The organism is Pseudodesulfovibrio indicus, assembly GCF_001563225.1.
GTDB lineage: Bacteria > Desulfobacterota > Desulfovibrionia > Desulfovibrionales > Desulfovibrionaceae > Pseudodesulfovibrio > Pseudodesulfovibrio indicus.
Genome location: NZ_CP014206.1, coordinates 3,075,325 through 3,095,016, shown reverse-complemented (window position 1 = coordinate 3,095,016; position 19,692 = coordinate 3,075,325). Strand labels below are relative to the sequence as shown.

At 63.1% G+C, this 19,692-nt stretch carries 17 protein-coding genes and 2 tRNA genes; 16 read left to right on the top strand and 3 right to left on the bottom strand.

Annotation, left to right across the window (positions count from 1 at the left end):
• Positions 1-2 precede the first annotated feature (2 nt).
• The 3 genes from flgL to fliW all read left to right on the top strand — a co-directional run bounded on the left by flgL (position 3) and on the right by fliW (position 2,433).
• Complete coding sequence (gene flgL, locus AWY79_RS14010; RefSeq protein ID WP_066805223.1) at positions 3-1,670, top strand: flagellar hook-associated protein FlgL; 1,668 nt, start codon at positions 3-5, stop codon at positions 1,668-1,670.
• A gap of 101 nt (positions 1,671-1,771) precedes the next feature.
• Positions 1,772-2,014: a carbon storage regulator CsrA gene (gene csrA / locus AWY79_RS14005; RefSeq protein WP_066805219.1), complete on the top strand. Its 243-nt coding sequence runs from the start codon at positions 1,772-1,774 to the stop codon at positions 2,012-2,014.
• Complete coding sequence (gene fliW / locus AWY79_RS14000; protein WP_066805216.1) at positions 2,014-2,433, top strand: flagellar assembly protein FliW; 420 nt, start codon at positions 2,014-2,016, stop codon at positions 2,431-2,433. Before csrA ends, fliW begins: the two co-directional genes overlap by 1 nt.
• A gap of 23 nt (positions 2,434-2,456) precedes the next feature.
• Here fliW and flgM read toward each other — a convergent pair whose 3' ends face one another.
• Positions 2,457-2,765 carry a flagellar biosynthesis anti-sigma factor FlgM gene (flgM, locus tag AWY79_RS13995; RefSeq protein ID WP_066805213.1) on the bottom strand — a complete coding sequence of 103 codons (309 nt, stop codon included), beginning with the start codon at positions 2,763-2,765 and terminating at the stop codon, positions 2,457-2,459.
• Positions 2,766-2,791: 26 nt separating this feature from the next.
• Positions 2,792-3,202 carry a DVU0524 family FlgM-associated protein gene (locus AWY79_RS13990; protein ID WP_066805211.1) on the bottom strand — a complete coding sequence of 137 codons (411 nt, stop codon included), beginning with the start codon at positions 3,200-3,202 and terminating at the stop codon, positions 2,792-2,794.
• Positions 3,203-3,365: 163 nt separating this feature from the next.
• On the opposite strand from AWY79_RS13990, the gene AWY79_RS13985 reads away from it, so the two are divergent.
• The 12 genes from AWY79_RS13985 (at position 3,366) to AWY79_RS13930 (ending at position 18,906) form a co-directional block, all read left to right on the top strand.
• On the top strand, positions 3,366-4,217 hold the full coding sequence (locus AWY79_RS13985) for an NAD(+)/NADH kinase (RefSeq protein ID WP_066805209.1): 852 nt from the start codon (positions 3,366-3,368) through the stop codon (positions 4,215-4,217).
• A 2-nt stretch (positions 4,218-4,219) separates the two neighbouring features.
• Positions 4,220-5,983, top strand: a complete 1,764-nt coding sequence (locus tag AWY79_RS13980) for an ARMT1-like domain-containing protein (RefSeq protein ID WP_066805207.1) — start codon at positions 4,220-4,222, stop codon at positions 5,981-5,983.
• Positions 5,984-6,006: 23 nt separating this feature from the next.
• The gene (locus tag AWY79_RS13975) at positions 6,007-7,401 is read left to right on the top strand and encodes an MltA domain-containing protein (RefSeq protein WP_066805205.1); all 1,395 of its coding nucleotides are present in this window, start codon (positions 6,007-6,009) and stop codon (positions 7,399-7,401) included.
• Complete coding sequence (locus AWY79_RS13970; protein WP_066805203.1) at positions 7,394-8,038, top strand: DUF4254 domain-containing protein; 645 nt, start codon at positions 7,394-7,396, stop codon at positions 8,036-8,038. The genes AWY79_RS13975 and AWY79_RS13970 overlap by 8 nt, the downstream gene beginning before the upstream one ends.
• A 10-nt stretch (positions 8,039-8,048) precedes the next feature.
• Positions 8,049-9,482 (top strand): Asp-tRNA(Asn)/Glu-tRNA(Gln) amidotransferase subunit GatB, encoded by a 1,434-nt coding sequence (gatB, locus tag AWY79_RS13965; RefSeq protein WP_066805201.1) that lies wholly within the window; start codon positions 8,049-8,051, stop codon positions 9,480-9,482.
• Between the two features lie 253 nt (positions 9,483-9,735).
• The gene (mtnA, locus tag AWY79_RS13960) at positions 9,736-10,773 is read left to right on the top strand and encodes an S-methyl-5-thioribose-1-phosphate isomerase (RefSeq protein ID WP_066805199.1); all 1,038 of its coding nucleotides are present in this window, start codon (positions 9,736-9,738) and stop codon (positions 10,771-10,773) included.
• Positions 10,774-10,934: 161 nt separating this feature from the next.
• Complete coding sequence (locus AWY79_RS13955; RefSeq protein ID WP_066805198.1) at positions 10,935-13,253, top strand: methyl-accepting chemotaxis protein; 2,319 nt, start codon at positions 10,935-10,937, stop codon at positions 13,251-13,253.
• Between the two features lie 135 nt (positions 13,254-13,388).
• A complete protein-coding gene (gene der, locus AWY79_RS13950; protein ID WP_066805196.1) occupies positions 13,389-14,900 on the top strand; it encodes a ribosome biogenesis GTPase Der in 1,512 nt (503 codons plus the stop codon).
• An 84-nt stretch (positions 14,901-14,984) separates the two neighbouring features.
• Positions 14,985-15,078, top strand: a tRNA-Ser gene (locus AWY79_RS13945).
• Between the two features lie 216 nt (positions 15,079-15,294).
• The gene (cysC, locus tag AWY79_RS13940; protein ID WP_066805194.1) at positions 15,295-16,983 is read left to right on the top strand and encodes an adenylyl-sulfate kinase; all 1,689 of its coding nucleotides are present in this window, start codon (positions 15,295-15,297) and stop codon (positions 16,981-16,983) included.
• A gap of 118 nt (positions 16,984-17,101) precedes the next feature.
• Entirely contained in the window at positions 17,102-17,776 is a 675-nt protein-coding gene (locus AWY79_RS13935; RefSeq protein WP_066805192.1) for a flagellar brake protein, read from the top strand.
• Positions 17,777-17,919: 143 nt separating this feature from the next.
• On the top strand, positions 17,920-18,906 hold the full coding sequence (locus tag AWY79_RS13930; protein ID WP_066805190.1) for a hypothetical protein: 987 nt from the start codon (positions 17,920-17,922) through the stop codon (positions 18,904-18,906).
• 3 nt (positions 18,907-18,909) lie between these two features.
• Here the strand turns inward: AWY79_RS13930 and AWY79_RS13925 are convergent, their stop codons facing one another.
• On the bottom strand, positions 18,910-19,341 hold the full coding sequence (locus tag AWY79_RS13925) for a Fur family transcriptional regulator (protein WP_066805187.1): 432 nt from the start codon (positions 19,339-19,341) through the stop codon (positions 18,910-18,912).
• Positions 19,342-19,535: 194 nt separating this feature from the next.
• On the opposite strand from AWY79_RS13925, the gene AWY79_RS13920 reads away from it, so the two are divergent.
• Positions 19,536-19,627 (top strand) — tRNA-Ser (locus tag AWY79_RS13920).
• Positions 19,628-19,692 lie beyond the last annotated feature (65 nt).

Genomic DNA, 19,692 nt, shown 5'->3' with positions numbered 1-19,692 from the left:
ATATGCGCGTAACACAGCAGATGCTTTTCAACAGGTATGTTTACAACCTGAACAGCTCCCTGACTTCCCTCATGGACCTGAACGTCAAGGCCCAGACCCAGAAGAATATCAACAAGCCGAGCGACGACCCCACGGGCATGACCCGCATCCTGGACCACCGCGATACCCTGCGGTCCCTGGACCAGTACGCGGAGAACATCTCCACGGCCAAGGGGTGGCTGACCAGCGCCGACGAAGCGCTGATGCAGGTCTCCACCATCATCACCCGGGCCAAGGAGCTGGCCACCCAGGCCGCTACCGGCACCGTGGACGAGAACAACCGCGAGCAGATCAGCTACGAGATGCGCTCCCTGTTCGAGCAGCTCGTCAGCCTGGCCAATACCGATTTCGAGGGCAATTCCATCTTCGGCGGGCACAAGACCGACGGTGCGGCGTACCAGGAGATCATGTGGCTGACCACCAACGACGAGGATTTCGGCCGCAACGCCGAGTTCACGGTCAATGGTTCGTCGGACACCACGGTCCTGGTCCAGTATTTCGACCGCCAGGACAACACCCCGGTGGGCGGGAACATGGCCCTGGACGACCCCGACCTGGGCGTTCGCTATTCCATCGACGGCGGCCGCAACTGGCTGGAGGACGGGTCCATCTCGTTCATCGGCTCCGAGGGAACCCTGAGCCTGCCCCAGAGCGGCACCAGCGTGAGCTTCCACGGCGTCACCGACGTCAAGGTCAACGATTTCAGCGACGTGTCCGTTTCCGACGGCACCTGGATGTGGATTCGCCCCTCGGCCCAGTATTTGGGCGACGACGATGACGCCCCGCCCAAGGTGGACTCCCTCGGTCCCGGCGTGAAGCTGATCGAGGCCGAGGCCTCCGGCTCATTCCTGGACACCAACGTGACCATCCGCATCGACAACGAGTCGGATGTGACCATGAACGAGGAGATTCACTACTCCTACAGCATGGACGGCGGCATCAACTGGGTGACCGGCAACGTGGCCTCGGCGGACACCACCTCCAACGCGGCGGTGCTCAGCGTGGCCAACGGCGGCATCCTGACCCTGACCTCGGCCGGTTCCAACACCATCAGCCCGGGCCAGCAGTTCATCATCCGCCCCCGCACGGCGGCCATCAACCTGGATGTCTCGTCCAGCGAGCAGGTCCAGGTCAACAGCGTGGGCAAGGACATCTTCGGCGGCATCTACATGGACCCGGACAGGGTCCTGTCCGCCGGCGGCTCCATCCTGACCCTGGGCAGCCTGAACGGAGGACGCGTGTTCCATGGCAGCAACGCCTCGAACATGGCGCTGTCCATCCAGGGGGACGACGAGTACTCCATGAACCTGTTCGAGGTCATGGGCAACCTCGTGGCCTTCACCGAGACCAACAACCAGACCGGGGTGCAGCAGTCCCTGGCCAACCTGGTCAAGGCCCAGGAACACATCATGAACTCCATCGCCGAGATCGGCGGTCGCGAGAACCGGCTGAACGTGGGGGCGAACATCCTGGAGGGGCTGAAGCTCAACGAGCAGACCCTGCTCAGTTCCATCGAGGACGCGGACGTGTCCGAGCTGATGACCGATTTGGCCCAGCAGCAGATCGTTTACGAGTCCGTGCTGCGTTCCACTTCCATGATCATGCAACTGAATCTGGCGAAGTTTATATAAATTAAGGATATAATATACTTTACTTGCGGGAAAACGTCATGTAGTCGGCATTCCAGCATCCGCGAAAAGCGGACAAGCCGAAGGAAGCATTTGGTACACACATGTTGATTCTGACCCGGAGACCGGGAGAAAGCCTCTACCTGGGCGACACCATCAAACTGAAGATCCTGAGCGTTCAGGGGAAGCAGATAAAGATCGGCCTGGATGTGCCCGAAGACATGACCGTCTATCGGGAAGAGGTCTATTTGAAGATCAAGGAACAGAACAGGCAGGCGCTGGAAATCAGCCAGCAGGACCTGCTCGCGGCGGCTGCGCTATGGCAAAAGAAAGAACAAAAAAAATAATGACGAGGCTGGGCGAACGGGAGATCCGCGCCGACAGCATCATCTATTTCCCGCGCGGGCTCGTCGGGCTTGAGGACAAGCGCGAGTTCTCCCTGCTTCCCATCCGGGAAGGGGACTCTCCGTTCCTGCTGCTGCAATGCACCACCGACCCCGGCCTGGGGCTCCTGGTGGCCGATCCCTACAGCTTCCTCGACGACTATGACGTGAAGATCGAGAATCCGGAACGCAAGGTCCTGAAGGTGGAGAACATCCGCCAGCTGGCGGTCCTGGTGACCGTGACCATTCCACAGGACAAGCCTGAAGACACTACTCTCAATCTCCAGGGGCCGATTGTCATCAACACGGAGGCGAAAATAGGTCTTCAGGTTCCTCAGACGGAAGCGGGGTATCCCACGCATTTCCATCCGATAGGAGCTTGATCGGTCGCTCGTTGCCCTCTCTGCTAAACCAGAAGATCGAGGTCGTCGCGAATGAGATTCGCGGCGGCCTTTTTCAGGTCGGGCCTGTAGGTCCCGTCCTTGACCTTGCGCTTGAGCTCGTCCACCTTCTCGCGGCGGACGTCGGGCGCATCCTTCGCCGTCTGGAGGGCCGCGCCGCGCAGCCGGGCCTCGGAGGAGAGGACCACGCGGTCGGCAGCCTCGCCGGAGGTCTTGACGCTTTCCTGCGTCCGCTGGACCTCCTTGGGCTCTGGCCTTTCGATCTTCTTGTTTGCGTAAGGGTTCTGATCCCCTACAATGTTTCTAATAACCATGTTTTCCTCCCGTGGGGACGGGTCTATCAAAGCATGGTGCCATCCACCTTTGACAAAGCTATTTCCCACAGTCTTCGCAGAACCTTGTTCCTTTCGGCTCCCTCAACGTCCAGCGGTCCCTGCGGGGTCTCCCTGAGTATGTGAACGTCGCCTCCATCGAGCGGGTACTCGAAAAGGTACCGGTGCCCGAACTCCCGTTCCAGCTGGTCGAGGACAGCCTTGACCACAGGGGAAGGGGAGGAGTTGACGATCAGGTTTTCAATGACCTCGTGCGCTATGCGCTGCACCAGTTCCCGGCGCTTGGCCTGCCTGGCGATGTCGTCAGGCGGCTGTGTGCCTTCCATCGCCTGCCTGAAGCGCGCAAGACGCTTCGCGCTCGTGAGCTGCTTTCCGTAGGTGCGCAGCATGTTGCGTACATTGGCGGACGATGTATTCACGGTATTAACCCTTTCCTTGATTGTTACGATCGTCCCGGTTCGAATAAACTTTAGGGGTAAAGCTGAAAAAAATCTAGAAAAGTTGACGCCGCCTTCCGCTGAGACAGCATTCAAAATGGAAAAACGTTGAGTATTTCTGAAATTTTAACTACAAATACCAACCATGCACCAAGCTGTCGGAAAAATCCTGATCGTGGCCAAGCCCAATGACGCCGAGGCCGCGTCCGTGCGCTCCGCCATGACCGCCTTCCTGGCCGGTCGCGGGGTCGAATTCGACGCCTGCGAGCACCGTCCCGACTCCTGTTTGGAGGAGGACCTGCCTTCCGGCCCTTACGACCTGGTCATGGTCCTGGGCGGCGACGGCACGTTCATCGGGACGGCCCGGCGGCTGCTCCATCTGCGCGCACCGTTCATGGGCGTCAATCTCGGCCGCGTGGGGTTCCTGGCCCAGCTGCGCCCGGACGGCTGGCTCCCCTGGCTGGAGACGGCCCTGGCGGACGGGGTGGAGGTGGAGGAACGGCTGGTCCTGGCCTACGACGTGGTCCGCAACGGCCGTCCGATCCACTCCGGACTGGCCGTCAACGATCTGGTCGTCAGCAGGGGGGAGCTCGCGCGGCTCATCCGGCTCGGCGTCGAGGCCGACGGCGTCGCCATCTCCTCCATGCGCGCCGACGGGCTGATCGTGTCCACGCCCACGGGGTCTTCGGCCTACGGGGTTTCCGCGGGCGGGCCGCTCCTGCACACCGGGCTCAAGGTCTTCTGCGCGACCCCGGTCTGCCCCTTCCTGAACGGGTTCAAGCCCATGGTCTTCCCGGAAGAGGCCGAGGTCGTGGTCCGGGTGGAGGAGCGGGGCGGTGAGGTCTACCTGACCGAGGACGGACAGTCCGTGACCGGGCTGCGCCACGGCGACGAGGTGACCATCCGTCGGGCGGAGGCACCCCTTCAGGTGGTCGATCTCGGCCCCGGCGCCTATTATGATAAATTGAAGAAACACGGCTTTCTGACCGAGAGGTGACAATGGGACTGCCCAAGAAATATACATCGGTCCAGGACATCCGGTACGGCGAGGACGGCGGCCTGGACGCGCTGCTGCTCCACTTCATGACCGAGAACAACCTGGAATACGCCATGGACCCGCTCAAGAACGCCTCGGGCGAACAGATGCGGTTCATGCTCGCCCTGGAGGACGGGGAGTTCTACGCGCCGTGCTCGGACTGGATGACCCTCATGCTCCTGGACGACGGGCTGCCCGAGCGGCTGTTCGAGAAATACCTGGAGCAGTGGAAACGGCTTTTCCATCTGACCCGTGATTTCTGCTCCGACCGCCAGCTGGCCCGGCGGATCATCCGGCTGGCCAAGTACAAGTTCCGCATGAGCCTGGCCTCGCCGATCGTGATGCCCTCGCGGCTGATGAAGCGGTTCATCACCATATTCATGACCCAGTCCGGCATCGACGACCCGTACCTGCACATCCGCAGGGGGCTGAACCGGCGGGCGGCGGAGATGGTCGACAGCGACTTTTTCGACGAGATGGTCCACGCCGGGCAGCCGCAGCCGCTGCCCGGGGAGCGCACCGACGAGCTGCGCTTCCGGCTGGACCGGCTGGAGATCGAGCGGCTCATGCGCATCGCCACCTATTCGGACCACTGGAATCCGGAGACCTTCTCCATGGACGCGATGATGAGTTCCGGGCTGGCCGAGGAGGTCCGCGAGGGCACCGACATGCTCGATCCCATGTTCGACCGGCTCGGCCGTGACGGCGAGACGCGGCTGCGCATCCTGTACCTGCCCAACCGCGCGGGCGGCATCCTGTTCGATCTCAAGGTGGTCAAGGCTCTCCGGCGGCTGGGCCACCGGGTGGTCCTGGCCCTGAAGGAGGGGTTCTTCTTCGAGCATCCGACCTTCTGGGACCGCGATACGGACATCGAGCTGGCGCGCGCCTTCAACGGGGCGCACTTCGTCAGCGAGGACAAGCTGTCCAAGAACCAGCTCCTGGCGCTGATGAACCAGCACCCGTTCCTGGTCATTTCCGACGGCACGCGCGAGAAGTTCAACCCGTACCGGTGCTCCGTGACCTTCGCCCGCGCCTGGAAGGAGTGCGACATGATCCTGGCCAAGGGCGAGGAGATGCACGACCGGCTCATCGAGAACGGGCACGAGTTCACCAGGGACATCGTCAACTTCTTCCGCGACCGCAAAGGCCGGTTCCAGGTCCATTTCCGGGCCAAGCCGGACCGCATCCGGTCCTTCTCCGAGCAGTACATCACCTCCAAGGCCGAGGAGATCATCCGCGAGATGCGGGTGGCCCGCGCCCAGGGGCGAACGGTCATGTTCTACTCCGGAATCATCGGCTCGGTGCCGGGCCAGACAAAGGCCGCCATCGAGGTCATCACCACCTACGTCACCCACCTGCGCAATCAGCTGGACGAAGCCTATATCATCAATCCCGGCGAGCACTTCGAGGAGGGCATGGACGCCGACGACCTGATGTTCATGTGGGAGAAGGTCCAGCGCAGCGGGTACATCAATGTCTGGCGTTTCCAGACGTATTTCGATATTGAGAAGAGCTTCGAGCTGATGGGCAGGAAGGTGCCGCCGGTCTGGACCGGCAAGGACGCCACCTATTCCACCGGCTGCACCAAGGAGATGCACATCGCCCTGGACGTGCAGAAGGCCCATCCGGAGTTGCAGATCATCGGCCCCAGCCCCGAGAAATTCTTCCGCAGAAGGGAGTACGGGGTGGGCAAGTTCTGCGACGTGGCCATCGACTCCTGCGGATAGAGAACCGAAAAGACAAACGCCGAATGCGGAAACCATACCCTGAAATCAAGACAACCGCCGGGCGCGCGCTCCGGCTGCTGTTGGCCGTGTGCTGCCTGGCCGCGCTCATGTCCTGCGTCAAGTACGGGCCGATCTATCGCGGCCAGGTGGAGGACCCCGCCCCGTCCGCCGGGGAGGCCGTGGCCGAAGGGGAGACCGGGGAGGCCGCTCCCTGCGCCGTGGGCGAGGAGCCGGAGAGCGGGCTGACCGGGCTGTACCGCGCCCGCGTGGTGGACCGGCTGTCGCTCAAGCCGGTGCGCGAGCCGCTGTCCATTCCAACCTGCGACATGTTCTTCCCCCTGTCCAACGTGGAGGGCGCCGAAAACCTGGCCCGGCTGGACATCCGCAGCCAGGGCCTGACCTCCTGGACCGCCCTTGAGGACCCGGTGCAGCGCAGCCTGGAATACGCCCTGAACATGCCCAAGGACGAGCCCGCCCTGGCCCGGCCCGGCATGTCCCTGACCTGGGGCCAGGTTGTCCGCTCGCTGGAGGAATTTCTCGACCTGCTGCCGCTGCTCGACTCGGACCCCGACCTGCTGGCCGAGCGGTTCGTGTGGTACGGCATGCGCCAGAAGCCGCTCATGACCGGCTATTACACCCCGGAGATCGAGGCCAGCCTCGAACGCATCCCCGGCTACGACTTTCCCATCTACGGCGTGCCGGACGACCTGCGCTACGGCCCGGTGCGCGGCCACGCCCAGTTCTACCGGGTGGAGAAGGGCAGCGTCCTGCCTTACTACCGCCGGGGCGACGTGGACATCGACAAGGTCCTGTCCGGGCGCGGCCTGGAGATCGCCTGGGCCAAGGATCCGGTGGACGTCTTCTACATGCAGGTGGAAGGGTGCGGACGGCTGCGGCTGCCCGACGGGACCACCCGCAACGTGCTCTACGGGGCCAAGAACGGCTACGGGTTCCGTTCCCTGGGCCGCATCCTGCACTCCAAGGGGCTGCTTGCCGACGGGCATCTGGCCAAGGAGCACGTAAAGGAATATTTCGCCAGCCATCCCGAACAGATGTTCGAGCTGATGGCCGAAAACCGGAGCTACGTCTTCTTCCGGCTGGAGAACTCCCCGCCGGAGGGGACCATAGGAAAGCCGTTGACGCCGATGGTTTCACTGGCTACAGACCGAAAGCTCCTGCCGCTCGGCAGTCTGCTGGCCTTCGAGGCCGAGATTCCCGAAGCCGCCGGGGGACGTCCCTCGGGCAAGCGCAAGGTCGCGGGCATCGGCCTGGCCCAGGACACCGGCACGGCCATCCAGGGGTCCCGCGTGGACTATTACATAGGCGAAGGCAACGAGGTCGCTCCCATTGCGAGCAACATCAAGACCGAAGCCACCGTTTACCTCCTCATAAGCAAAGAAGCACTGATCAATGGCTGACATCAATAAAGAGACGATCAAGGAAACCATCCAGGACGCCATCGCCCATCAGACGCGTTCCGTCCTGGACTGGCACTTCGGCGAGCCCGTGTACGAGGGCGACCCCGCCGACGACCTGGCCGGAGTGCGCGGTCTGCGCGAACTCATCGCCCGCCAGCACTGGGCCAACTTCCAGCTCTGGCACGTCGAGGACCGCGCCCGGCGCAAGGACGTCGACGCCAAGGTCATCGCGGACTGCAAGTACGCCATCGACAAGCTCAACCAGAAGCGCAACGACCTCATCGAGCGCGTGGACGAGTGTCTGATCAACATGCTGGAGCCGCTGCTTCCGAGCGACGCGCCGGAGCGCTACAACACCGAGACCGTGGGCGCGGCCCTGGACCGGCTGTCCATCCAGGCGCTCAAGATCTACCACATGAAGGAACAGTGCTCCCGCAAGGACGTGGACGAGGAACACGTCCGCCAGTGCGACGACAAGGTCGGCGTGCTCAAGCGCCAGCACCACGACCTGGAGCGGGCCATCCTCGAACTGCTCGAAGAATATTTTTCCGGGACCAAGAAGCCCAAGGTCTACTTCCAATTCAAGATGTACAACGACCCGAAGCTGAACCCGGAACTCTACGGAACCAAGAAATAGGGGAAGTCCCATGTCCCGCTACGAAACCGTCATCGGCCTGGAAGTCCACGCCCAGTTGAAAACAGAGAGCAAGATCTTCTGCTCCTGCTCCACCAAGTTCGGGAACGAACCCAACGAGAACGTCTGCGCGGTCTGCTCCGGCATGCCCGGCGTGCTGCCCGTGCTCAACGAGAAGGTCGCCGAATACGCGGCCAAGATGGGCCTCGCCACCGACTGCGTGGTGAACCTCAAGTCCGTGTTCGCGCGCAAGAACTACTTCTATCCCGACCTGCCCAAGGGGTATCAGATTTCCCAGTTCGAGCTGCCCATCTGCGAGCACGGCCATGTCGATATCGAAGTGGACGGCGTGAAGAAGCGCGTCGGCCTGACCCGCATCCACATGGAAGAGGACGCGGGCAAGAACATCCATTCCGCCGCCGACAACGCCAGTTTCGTGGACCTGAATCGCACCGGCGTGCCGCTCATCGAGATCGTGTCCGAGCCGGACATGCGTTCGGCCGAAGAGGCCGTGGCCTACCTCAAGGAGCTGCGCAACGTGCTGCTCTACCTGGGCATCTGCGACGGCAACATGGAGGAGGGCTCTTTCCGCTGCGATGCCAACGTCTCTGTCCGGCCCGAGGGCCAGGCCGAGTTCGGCACCCGCGCCGAGATCAAGAACCTGAACTCCTTCAAGCACATCCAGAAGGCCATCGAATACGAGGTCGGCCGCCAGATCGACCTGGTGGAGGACGGCGAACAGGTGGTCCAGGAAACCCGGCTGTACAACGTGGACAAGGGCACCACCCACTCCATGCGGAGCAAGGAGGAGGCCCACGACTACCGCTATTTCCCGGACCCGGACCTGGTGCCGCTGGTCCTGGACCAGGCGTGGATCGACGCATGGCGCGCCGAATTGCCCGAACTGCCCGCCGCCAAGCGCCAGCGGTTCATGGCCGAATACGGCCTGGCCGACTACGACGCGGCCCTGATCAGCGCGGAGCTGGCCGTGGCCGAATACTTCGAGGCCGCGGTCAAGGCGTACGCGGGCGAGCCCAAGAAGGTCACCAACTGGGTGGTCGGCGACCTGCTGCCGTTCTGCAACGAGTCCGGCACCGCCCCGTGCGAGGTCAGGCTCTCGCCGGAGAAGCTGGCCGGGCTGCTCAAGCTCGTGGACGACGGGACCATCTCGGTCAAGATCGGCAAGGACATCTTCCGCGACCTGTGCGCTTCCGGCGACGATCCCGCCGAGTACGTCAAGGCCAAGGGGCTGGTTCAGATGTCCGATTCCTCGGAGCTGGAAGCCATGGTCGACAAGGTCATCGCAGACAACCCGTCCGAGGTCGAGGCCTACAAGGGCGGCAAGACCAAGCTCATGGGCTTCTTCATGGGCCAGGTCATGCGCCTCTCCAAAGGCCAGGCCAACCCCGGCGTGGTGACCAAGATCATTCAGGAAAAGCTATCGTAAGCGGAACCGGGGGAATTTTTCTGTCGCCACGCCGCCAGGAAGTTTCCGAGGGAAGCCATGTCGCGGGGCGGCGTGGAGGTGCGGTTCCCATACTTTGTTTTTTGGACCCAAGGGCGGTGCCCGCACCGTCCGGCGCGAACGAGGAGTCTCGATAACCCTCGTCTACCCTGCGCCGCGATACAAAGTTTTGAAGGGGAGTCCAGAGGGGAAACTTTTTCAAAAGTTTCCCCTCTGGCCGCCGGAGGCAAACTCAATGACCGATCACATTCAGTTTTCGTCCGAGAAGGACGCCTTGATTCTGTTGGACCAGCGGTACCTGCCGAACCGGGAGGACTGGTTCGAGTGCCGGACCACGGACGACATCTGCTACGCCCTGGTGGTCATGGTGGTGCGCGGCGCGCCCGCCATCGGCGTGACCGCGGCCTACGGCTGTTACCTGGCCGGGCGCGAGGTGCAGGGCCTGGGCGGCGACTGGAAGGTGAACCTTGAAGCCAAGCTGGACCAGATCCACGACGCCCGGCCCACGGCGGTGAACCTGCGCTGGGCCGTGCGCGAGATGCGCCGGGTCTGGGAGGAGGCGGGCGACGTGTCCCTTGAGGAGCTGCTCGGAATCTGGCTTGAACGTGCCAGGGAGATTCACGCGGGCGACATCGAGATGTGCGAGCTGATCGGCAAGTTCGGCGGCGCGCTCATCGACGACGGCGACACGGTCATGACCCACTGCAACGCGGGCGCGCTGGCCACGGCGGGCTACGGCACGGCGCTGGGCGTGATCCGGGGCGCGGTGGACCAGGGCAAGAAGGTCTCGGTCATCGCCAACGAGACCCGGCCGTTTTTGCAGGGCGCGCGGCTGACAGCGTACGAGCTGCACAAGGACGGCATCCCGGTGAAGGTGGCCTGCGACAACGCCTGCGCCCTGCTCATGAAGCGCGGCCTGGTGGACAAGGTGGTGGTCGGCGCGGACCGGATCACCGCCAACGGCGATGCGGTGAACAAGATCGGGACCTTCGGCGTGGCGATCATCGCCAAGCGGTTCAACGTCCCGTTCTACGTGGCGGCCCCGCTGTACACCATCGACCTGGAAACCCCCACGGGCGACGACGTGACCATCGAGGACCGCGACCCGCGCGAGGTGACGCACATCGGGGACCACCGCATCCCGCCTGAGGGCGTGGAGGTCTACAACCTGGCCTTCGACCCGACCCCCAATGAATTGATCACCGGCATCATCACCGAGAAGGGCGTGCTCTATCCGCCCTACACGGAGTCCATTCGCAAGCTGTTCGAATAGCTCCGTTCTCAACATGCGATTTCAGGCGGCCCGGCTTCGGCGGGGCCGCCTTTTTTGCGTTCGCCGTCGGGAAATGCGGCATTGACAGGATTGGATGGGAGAACCTATAGATTTAAGCTGCGGTCACATACAAAAATTCAATTGCAGGGATAGGTTATTGCATGAAGATGAAAAGTGCCAACACCGCCATCACCGTTCTCATTTCCTTCATCCTGATTTTCACGATCGCAGCCGGAGTGACCTGGGTCAGTTCGAACACTCGCAAGACCGTATTCAAGGAAGTACAGTCGGCCATGCACAATGCCGTGGAGCAGAACATGGCCGCGCTCGGCAACTACATCAGCCAGACCGGAAGCATGGCCCACATGCTGGCCTCGCAGCAGGCGGTCCGGGACGCGCTGGAGGGGAGGGACGCGCTGTCCGCCGACTGGCTCTTCAAGGACCTCCTTGCGTCGTCCGACAACTACTGGGCGGCCTTTGCCTTCGACAAGCGGGGCATCGTGGTCGCCGGATGCAACGCCAAGGGCCAGAACATGGCCGGGGCGGACCGCAGCACGCGCGCCTATGCCAAGGCCGTGCTCGGGGGCAAGGTCGACACTTTTCTTTCCGATGAGATTCTGATCTCCAAGAGCGGGGGCGGCATCATGATCTTCGCCACGGCCAGCGCTGTCCGCGATCACGCGGGCGAGGTCATCGGCGGGGTCGGGCTGTTTCCCAAGTGGGACGCCTTCACCTCCAAGTTCATCGACCCGATCCGCGTGGCCGGAGAGGGGTACGGGTTCATGCTCGACGCCAAGGGGCGGATCATCGCCCACGCCATGGACAAGGAGCTGTATCTCAAGGACCTGAGCGACATGGAGTTCGTCAAGACGGCCATGACCGAGCGAAAGGGCGGCACCGCCTACGAGTGGAACGGCCGGATGAAGTACATGGTCTTCGACACCCTGCCCGACATGAACTGGACCATGGTCATGAGCGCCTACGAAGACGACATGGGCGCCGCGGCCGCCAAGCAGCGCAATCAGCTGGCCGTGGGCGGGGCCGTGGTCTGCCTGCTGTTGATCGGGGTCATGGTCTTCATCATCCGCAAGCTGGTGACCAACCCCGTCAGGAACATCCTGAACTTCGCCTCCGAGGTGGCGGACGGAAACCTCAACGCCGAACTGACCGGGAGCTACCGGTTCGAGTTCAAGGGGCTTTCCGGGCAGATCGACATCATGGTCGACGAGTTGAAGTCCAAGCTCGGCTTTTCCGAGGGCGTGCTCAAGGGCGTGGTCCTGCCTTGCGGCCTGACCGGGCCCGATTTCCGCATGCTGTGGGTCAACGAGCCGCTCCTCCGGTTGCTCGAATGGGACGGCAGTCCCGAGGATTATGTGGGCATGCCCGCCTCCGAGTTCTACTACCGCGATGCGGACAGGGAGACCATGACCCAGCGGGCCATCGGCGAGAACCGGTCCCTGAGCGAGGAGATCGGCTACACCACGCCTTCGGGACGCGAGCTGGTCCTGGCCATGACGGCCACCCCGTTCCACGACATGGACGGCCGGCTGCTCGGCTCCCTGACCCTGCTCATCGACATGACCGAGATCCGGGCGCAGCAGAACAGGATCGAGGAGCAGAACGAGCGCATCTCGCAGACGGCGGCCATGGCCGAGGAGATTTCACAGAGCCTGAGCAAGGCCGCGGACGACCTGTTCTCCCAGATCGAGCTGGCGTCCCACGGCGCGGAGCGGCAGCGGGAGCGGGCCACCGAGACCGCCGCCGCCATGGAGGAGATGAACGCCACGGTGCTGGAGGTGGCGCGCAACGCCAGCCAGGCCGCCGAGGATTCGGACACCGCCCGCAGGAACGCCCAGGACGGCGAGCGGATCGTGGGCCAGGTGGTCGACGCGGTCGGCGACGTCCAGGCCCAGGCCGACAACCTCAAGGTCTCCATGGAGGACCTGGGCCAGCGGGCCGGGGAGATCGGCAAGGTCATGGAGGTCATCACCGACATCGCGGACCAGACCAATCTCCTGGCGCTCAACGCGGCCATCGAGGCGGCACGCGCGGGCGAGGCCGGTCGCGGATTCGCCGTGGTCGCGGACGAGGTCCGCAAGCTGGCCGAGAAGACCATGGCCGCCACCCGCGAGGTGGGCGACGCCATCGGGCGCATCCAGGCCATGACCCGGGACAGCATCAAGGCCACCGAGGCCGCCGTGGCCTCGGTCTCGCGCAGCACCGGGCTGGCCGAGGACTCGGGCCGCGCCCTGCAGGAGATCGTGGGCAACGTGGAGAACGCCTTTGACCAGGTCCGGACCATTGCCGCCGCTTCGGAGCAGCAGTCCGCCACCAGCGAGGAGATTAACCGCGCCACCGAGGAGGTCAACGCCATCTCCCAGGAGACCTCGCAGGTCATGCGCGAGGCCTCGGAGGCCATTCGCGGCATCGCGGACATGGCGGGCCGCCTGAACTCGGTCATCGAGCAGATGTCCGCCTAGGCGGGCCGGCTCGCGGACCGTGGTTGAACATTGGACTCGACAAGTAAATGAAGATAGGCTAATTCCGCGCTTCCCCGTGCAGGGAAGCGCGGGGTCTTTTTTTGTTTTCGATTCACGAAACATCCGGAGTCGCACATGCTGCCTATCGTTGCCCTGGTGGGGCGCCCCAATGTGGGCAAATCCACCCTTTTCAACCGACTGCTGAGAAAGTCGCGTTCCATCACCCACGACATGCCGGGGGTGACGCGCGATCGCATCTACGGCGAGTGCATCATGGGCGAGACCCGGTTTGACCTCATCGACACGGGCGGCATGGTCCTGGAGTCCGAGGCCACCCCTGAACTGTCCAAGGACTTCGAAGACGAGATCTTCGAGCAGGCCCAGGAGGCCATCAACGAGGCCAACGCCATTATCTTCGTGGTGGACGGCAAGGAGGGGCTGACCCCGCTGGACCGACAGGCGGCGGAGTTCGTGCGCCGTTCGGGCAAGCCCGTGCTGATGCTGGTGAACAAGGTGGACGGCAGCGAGTTCGAGGCCCAGATGACCGCCGAGTTCCATGAGCTGGGCATCGAGTTCCTGCCCGTTTCCGCTGCCCACGGCTACAACCTGCACGAGGTGCGCGACCGGGTCCGGAAGTACGTCCGCGACCTGGGGCTGCCCGAGCACGAGGACGACGGCGTGGAGAAGGGCCTCCGGCTGACCATGCTCGGCCGTCCCAACGCGGGCAAGTCCTCGATCATCAACGCGGTCATCGGCAAGGACCGGCTGATCGTCTCGGACGTGGCCGGGACCACCCGCGACTCCATTGACGTGACCTTCGAGAAGCAGGGCAAGCGCTACACCTTCGTGGACACGGCGGGCGTGCGCAAGCGGGCCAACATCCAGGACCATCTGGAGAAGATCAGCGTCATCCGGGCGCTCAAGAACTCCAAGCGGTCCGACGTGACCATCATGACCATCGACATCACCCTGGGCGTGGGGCGTCAGGACAAGCGGCTGATCGATTTTCTGGCCAAGGAGAAGACACCGTTCATCGTGGTCGTCAACAAGGCGGACCTCGTACCCCGCAACGAGACCAAGCAGGCGCTGAGCCTGTTCGAGGAGGCGTTGCGCGTGGTCCCGCACGTGCCGGTGGTCATGACCAGCGCGCACAAGGGCGTGGGTATCGGCAAACTGCTGCCCCTGGCCGAGACCCTGGCCCAGGAGTGCGCCACCCGCGTCGGCACAGGCGAGCTGAACCGCATCATGCAGGCCGTGGTGGAAAAGCTCCAGCCCCCGGTGGTCAAGCGCAAGCGGGCCAAATTCTACTACGTCACCCAGGCGGACGAGCCGATCCCGACCTTCGTGTTCTTCTGCAACGACCACACCCTGGTCAGGGCGTCCTACGTGCGCTACCTGGAGAACCAGTTCCGCAAGATGCTCGGCATCAAGTCCGCGCCCGTGAACATCGTGTTCCGCTCCAGCCACGACAAGAAGGAGTGGGAGAAGACCAGGGGCATCTCCGCACTGGGCAAGCGCGGCCCGGGCCGCGAGCGCATCGGCGGGGCCAAGACCGCCCGCCACGAGCAGAAATACAAGGCGCTGAAGAGCAAACGCCGCCGCGATGAGGCGGAGCAGAAGGGCCGCCCCGCTAAAAAGGGCAAATAGGGACCATCTTTATTGACAATCCGTCTGGTAAATTGTAGACGGTTTGTCCTTCGAGCGGGTGCAATTCACCCCCGCGAAGAAATTGGAGAAGTGGCCGAGTTGGCTGAAGGCGCACGCCTGCTAAGCGTGTTATGGGTGTAAAGCTCATACGAGGGTTCAAATCCCTCCTTCTCCGCCAGAGATAAAAAGTGGCTTGCGATGTTTTGTTGCAAGCCACTTTTTTTTATGAAAAAAGAGATTGACCTATGGGATGGCGGGGCCGGGTGCGCCGCCATTCTTCGATTAACAGAAAATCCGTAATCGGTTATGGTCGCCGCAGTTTGATCGGGCCGCAGAGCGGCCTCGGGGCTCGACACTAGTTTGAGTTCAACATTTAGCCTATAATATCAACTCTATGCAATACAGTGATTCCCTTCCCGCGCACAACGCCGAGAGCCTGCTGGTCCATTTCCGGCGGGTGGAGCGGCTCAAGGAGCAGGCCACGGAGTTCAAGTCCGTGTACCTGAACCCCCGGCAGCTCTGCGATCTGGAGATGCTCCTCAACCGGGCCTTCTACCCCCTGGAAGGGTACATGTGCCGCGCGGACTACGAGAGCGTGCTGGCCGACATGGCCCTGGCCGACGGCACCCTGTGGCCGCTGCCCATCTGCCTGGGCGTGACCGAGGAGTTTGCCGCGACCCTGACCCCCGGCGAGGGGATCGCGGTGCGCGATTCCGAAGGGTTCATGCTCGCCGTGCTCACCGTGAGCGACGTCTGGAAGCCGGACCTGGCCGCCGAGACCTTCGCCATCTTCGGCGAGGACGGGGATCACTCCGTCGCTGGGTGCAACTGCGATCTGGAAGACCCCTGGTACGTGGGCGGCCGGGTGGAGGGCATCGCCTTTCCCCAGCGGTACGACTTCACCGACATCCGCATGACTCCGGCCGAGGTCCAGCGGTTCTTCGTCCAAAAGGGCTGGCGCAAGGTCGTGGCTGTGCAGGCAAGCCGTCCGCTGCACAAGGCGGACCGGGCCATGCTGGAGGAGATCGCCCTGGAGGAGGGCGCGAGCCTGCTGCTGTCGCCGCTGCTGTCTCCGTCCATGTATTCCAGCGTGGACCACTTCGTCCTGGTGCGCAGTTTCCAGCAGTTCGCCGACACCTTTCCCCGCAACCTGGCCAAGCTCAACCTGTCGCCCTGGTTCCAGCGCTCCATGGGGCCCAAGGGCGCGCTGCTGCGGGCCATCGTGAACAAGAATTACGGATGCACCCACATGCTCGTCTGGGATTCCGGCAAGATGAAGCCGAGGCTCAACGCCCTGTCCGACGAGTACGAGGCGCACATCCAGTGGCTGTCGGGCTATGCCGAGACCACGGGCGTGATCCCGGTGGCCGAGCACTGCATGTCCCTGGACAAGGCCACGGGCAAGTACGTCAATTCCGCCGATGGCGGGCTGTGCGGCAACGACCACGAAGCCGTGGTGGACCTGCTGGTGAAGGGCGAGCCGATCCCGGACTGGATGTCATTCCCCGGCGTGATCCGCGAGCTGTCGCGGAAGTACAAGCCGCGTTGGAAACAGGGTTTCACCCTGTTCTTCTCCGGCCTGTCCGGGGCGGGCAAGTCCACCCTGGCCAAGGTCCTCTACGTCAAGCTCCTGGAGCTGAACCACCGGCCCGTGACCCTGCTGGACGGCGACATCGTGCGCACCAACCTGTCGAGCGAGCTGAATTTCAGCAAGGAACACCGCAACCTCAACGTGGCCCGCATCGGCTTCGTGGCCAGCGAGATCGTCAAGAACGGCGGCGTCGCCGTGTGCGCGCCCATCGCGCCCTACCCGGAATCGCGCCGCCAGGCCCGGCACATGGTGGAGGAGTACGGCGGGTTCATCGAGATTCACGTCAGCACGCCGCTCTCGGTCTGCGAGCAGCGCGACCGTAAGGGCATCTACGCCAAGGCGCGCGCGGGCATCATCAAGGGACTGACCGGCGTGGACGACCCGTACTTCGAGCCGGAGAACCCGGAACTGCGTATCGACACGTCGGAGCTGACGCCCAACGAGGCGGCCCACGAAGTGCTGATGTTCCTGAGCGACAACAAGTACATCTGATACCCGGGGCGCTTGTCGGGACTTTTCCCTATGGCGGGCGGGACCGGTCTTTGCTACCTGGTTCATATCTTGAGAGAAGGCGCTTCCCGTGGGAGCCGCCGGCGATGGGGGACGGGATATGGCGACCAAAGGGAACGGTTCGGCCAACGGCCGGGAGTTCAAGGTCATGCGGGATCACTGGGCCGATCACCGCATCTACTTCGGCGCGACCGTTCACGTCAGCAAGGTCATGGAGCGCGAGAAGCTCGCCGGGCGTATCATCGGCCTGTCCGAATACAAGTACCTGATCCTGGAAATCCCCCTGGTTATCGGTCACCGGGCGCGTTATGCCCCCGGCTCCACGGTGGTCGCCAAGTTCGTCAGCGAGGCCACGGTCTACGGCTTCTACTCCGAGGTCCTGCAACTCCAATACGACCCGGCCCCGATCATGTATCTCAAGTATCCCACCGAGGTGGAGTCCTTCGAGTTCCGCTCGTCCAAGCGGTTCGTGTGCAACGTCCCGGCCCGGATGTACAACGACAACGCCCATTACTATTGCCTGATCAGCGACATCAGCTCGGGCGGCTGCCACCTGACCGTGCACCAGCACAGCCTCAAGGGCGGGGAGCACATCGCCGAGGGGGAGCGGGTCCGGCTGCTGCTCAACCTCTACGGCCTGGGCGAGCTGTCTCTGGACTGCAAGGTGCGCGGCGTCAAGAAATCCGCGGCCGGGCATTCCTATGGCGTGGAGTTCGATACACAGGGCGAGTCCTACGGTCGTTTGGAAAAATATCTCGATATGTTGTGCAGTTAGCCTTTCGCGGCCGGGTCGCATCTCAGGGGCGGCGGTTCCGCCGGGTCCATCTTGATGCCCGAAGCCCGGAAGGTATTGAAATTGCAATCAGTCGTGCTTAGATACTGGTATCGTCAATGTTGTGAACCGTAAACGGTGGGATGATGGTCGAATTTCTGGCCCAGTCTGATTACCTCCGGGAGGTGCAACGCACCTTCGGCAGCTCCGGACATCTCAATGTCATGGAGCTGTTGACCCAGGCGCTGTCCCTGGCCATCCCCCTGGCCGTGGTCTACCTGCTGTGGCGCTTCCGGCTGCTCCTGCTCTACGGGGTGGGGCGCGTCCTCAGCCGCATGCTGTGGTCGGCCCGGCACCGGGCAGTGGAGAACTACCTGGTCTCGCGGGGCGTGCTCATCGAGGTCTGGCTCTTCGAGGACGGCGAACCCCGGCGCAAGGTCTGCGACGCCCGCGTGAACAGCGTCCAGGGCGGCCGCATGGTCCTGCAGGTGCTCAACGCCCAGCCGACCATCGCCCGCCTGAAAAACGCCAGGGTGGTCTGCTATACCAAGCCGTTCGCCTACTCCGGCAAGCGCATCAACGCCTTCGTCACCCTGGTCTCTCACGCGGCCAAGAAGGGGATCGTGCTCAAGGAGCTGTCGATCCTGACGCCCATCCGCTACCAATTCATCATCCGCCGCAAGCACTCCCGCCAGAAGGTCGCCCGCGAGGGGGCCGTGCGGGTCAAGGCGTGGGCCGGGCGCAAGATCAACACCTTCTGGATGGTCAGGCCCGATCTCCAGACCGTGAACAACCCGGCGCGGTACGACGACCGCACCCGGCTCTCCGTGGAGAACATCTCCGCCGGCGGGCTGCGCATGTTCGTGATCAATCCCAAGGGCGATCTGCCCCCGCTGGACAAGGGCAGCCAACTGGTGCTGCGGGTCAGCATCTGGAACCCCAAGACGCGGAAGTACTCGTTCTTCACCGCCCTGGGCACCATCCGCAGCCGGTTCTCGGCGCGCGGCGGGGCCGTCGGGCTGGGCATCCAGTTCACGTCCGAGGGCGAGAAAAAGGGAACACGGTATGCCTGGCATACCGTGCACGGAGAGATCAAGACCTTGGCCAAGTTCCTGGCCAGCATCGAAGGGTAGCGGTTACTTCTTGCGGCAGTCCGGGCAGATTCCGTAGAGGTACATCTTGTGGCGCAGGAGCGTGAAGCCGTGCTCCTTGGCCAGTTGTTCCTGGCGGCGCTCGATGGTTTCGTCCACGATCTCGATGTTCTTCCCGCACCGCTCGCAGATGAGGTGGTCGTGGTGATCCTTGCCGTAGCTCGTCTCGTAGCGGGTCACCCCGTCGGCGAAATCGAGCGGCTCCACCAGTCCGGAGTCGCTGAGCAGCTTGAGGGTCCGGTATACCGTGGCCTGTCCGATGGAGCCGTCCCGCTTTTTGACGCGAGCGTAGAGCTCCTCGGAAGAGAGGTGGTCGTCCTGCTTGAGCAGGGTGTCGAGGATGATCCGCCGCTGGGGCGTCATCTTCAGGTTCTCGTTGGCCAGGTATTCGGCGAAAACGTCTTGCGGGGCTTTCATGGTATATCCCGTCGTTTTGTTTGAATTTCAGTCAATTCTTCTCATACGGGAAGCGAAAGATGGTGTCAAACCGGTTTCGCATTCGGCACGAATGAAAACGGAATGTCCCGAATCCCTTTTGCTCCTTGACATTCCATAGCGCGGTTTCTACAACCATTTTCCCGTTTAGCGGCGCACGTCGCGCCGCATCCACCGGAGAGGTGGCAGAGCTCGGTTTAATGCGCTGGTCTTGAAAACCAGAGATGGGGCGACTCATCCGGGGGTTCGAATCCCTCCCTCTCCGCCAGAAGACATCAACGGCTTATCACGTTCGTGGTAAGCCTTTTTTTGTGATTTGCGGCGCGGGGGGGG

Bases quoted from the DNA above. Each gene is read 5' to 3' on its own strand.
- flgM (WP_066805213.1), bottom strand. From the start codon at position 2,765: ATGGTTATTAGAAACATTGTAGGGGATCAGAACCCTTACGCAAACAAG.
- AWY79_RS13930 (WP_066805190.1), top strand. From the start codon at position 17,920: ATGGTCGAATTTCTGGCCCAGTCTGATTACCTCCGGGAGGTGCAACGC.
- mtnA (WP_066805199.1), top strand. From the start codon at position 9,736: ATGACCGATCACATTCAGTTTTCGTCCGAGAAGGACGCCTTGATTCTG.
- AWY79_RS13955 (WP_066805198.1), top strand. From the start codon at position 10,935: ATGAAGATGAAAAGTGCCAACACCGCCATCACCGTTCTCATTTCCTTC.
- AWY79_RS13980 (WP_066805207.1), top strand. From the start codon at position 4,220: ATGGGACTGCCCAAGAAATATACATCGGTCCAGGACATCCGGTACGGC.
- AWY79_RS13925 (WP_066805187.1), bottom strand. From the start codon at position 19,341: ATGAAAGCCCCGCAAGACGTTTTCGCCGAATACCTGGCCAACGAGAAC.
- AWY79_RS13975 (WP_066805205.1), top strand. From the start codon at position 6,007: ATGCGGAAACCATACCCTGAAATCAAGACAACCGCCGGGCGCGCGCTC.
- fliW (WP_066805216.1), top strand. From the start codon at position 2,014: ATGACGAGGCTGGGCGAACGGGAGATCCGCGCCGACAGCATCATCTAT.
- AWY79_RS13935 (WP_066805192.1), top strand. From the start codon at position 17,102: ATGGCGACCAAAGGGAACGGTTCGGCCAACGGCCGGGAGTTCAAGGTC.
- AWY79_RS13970 (WP_066805203.1), top strand. From the start codon at position 7,394: ATGGCTGACATCAATAAAGAGACGATCAAGGAAACCATCCAGGACGCC.
- der (WP_066805196.1), top strand. From the start codon at position 13,389: ATGCTGCCTATCGTTGCCCTGGTGGGGCGCCCCAATGTGGGCAAATCC.
- gatB (WP_066805201.1), top strand. From the start codon at position 8,049: ATGTCCCGCTACGAAACCGTCATCGGCCTGGAAGTCCACGCCCAGTTG.
- AWY79_RS13985 (WP_066805209.1), top strand. From the start codon at position 3,366: ATGCACCAAGCTGTCGGAAAAATCCTGATCGTGGCCAAGCCCAATGAC.
- cysC (WP_066805194.1), top strand. From the start codon at position 15,295: ATGCAATACAGTGATTCCCTTCCCGCGCACAACGCCGAGAGCCTGCTG.
- csrA (WP_066805219.1), top strand. From the start codon at position 1,772: ATGTTGATTCTGACCCGGAGACCGGGAGAAAGCCTCTACCTGGGCGAC.
- flgL (WP_066805223.1), top strand. From the start codon at position 3: ATGCGCGTAACACAGCAGATGCTTTTCAACAGGTATGTTTACAACCTG.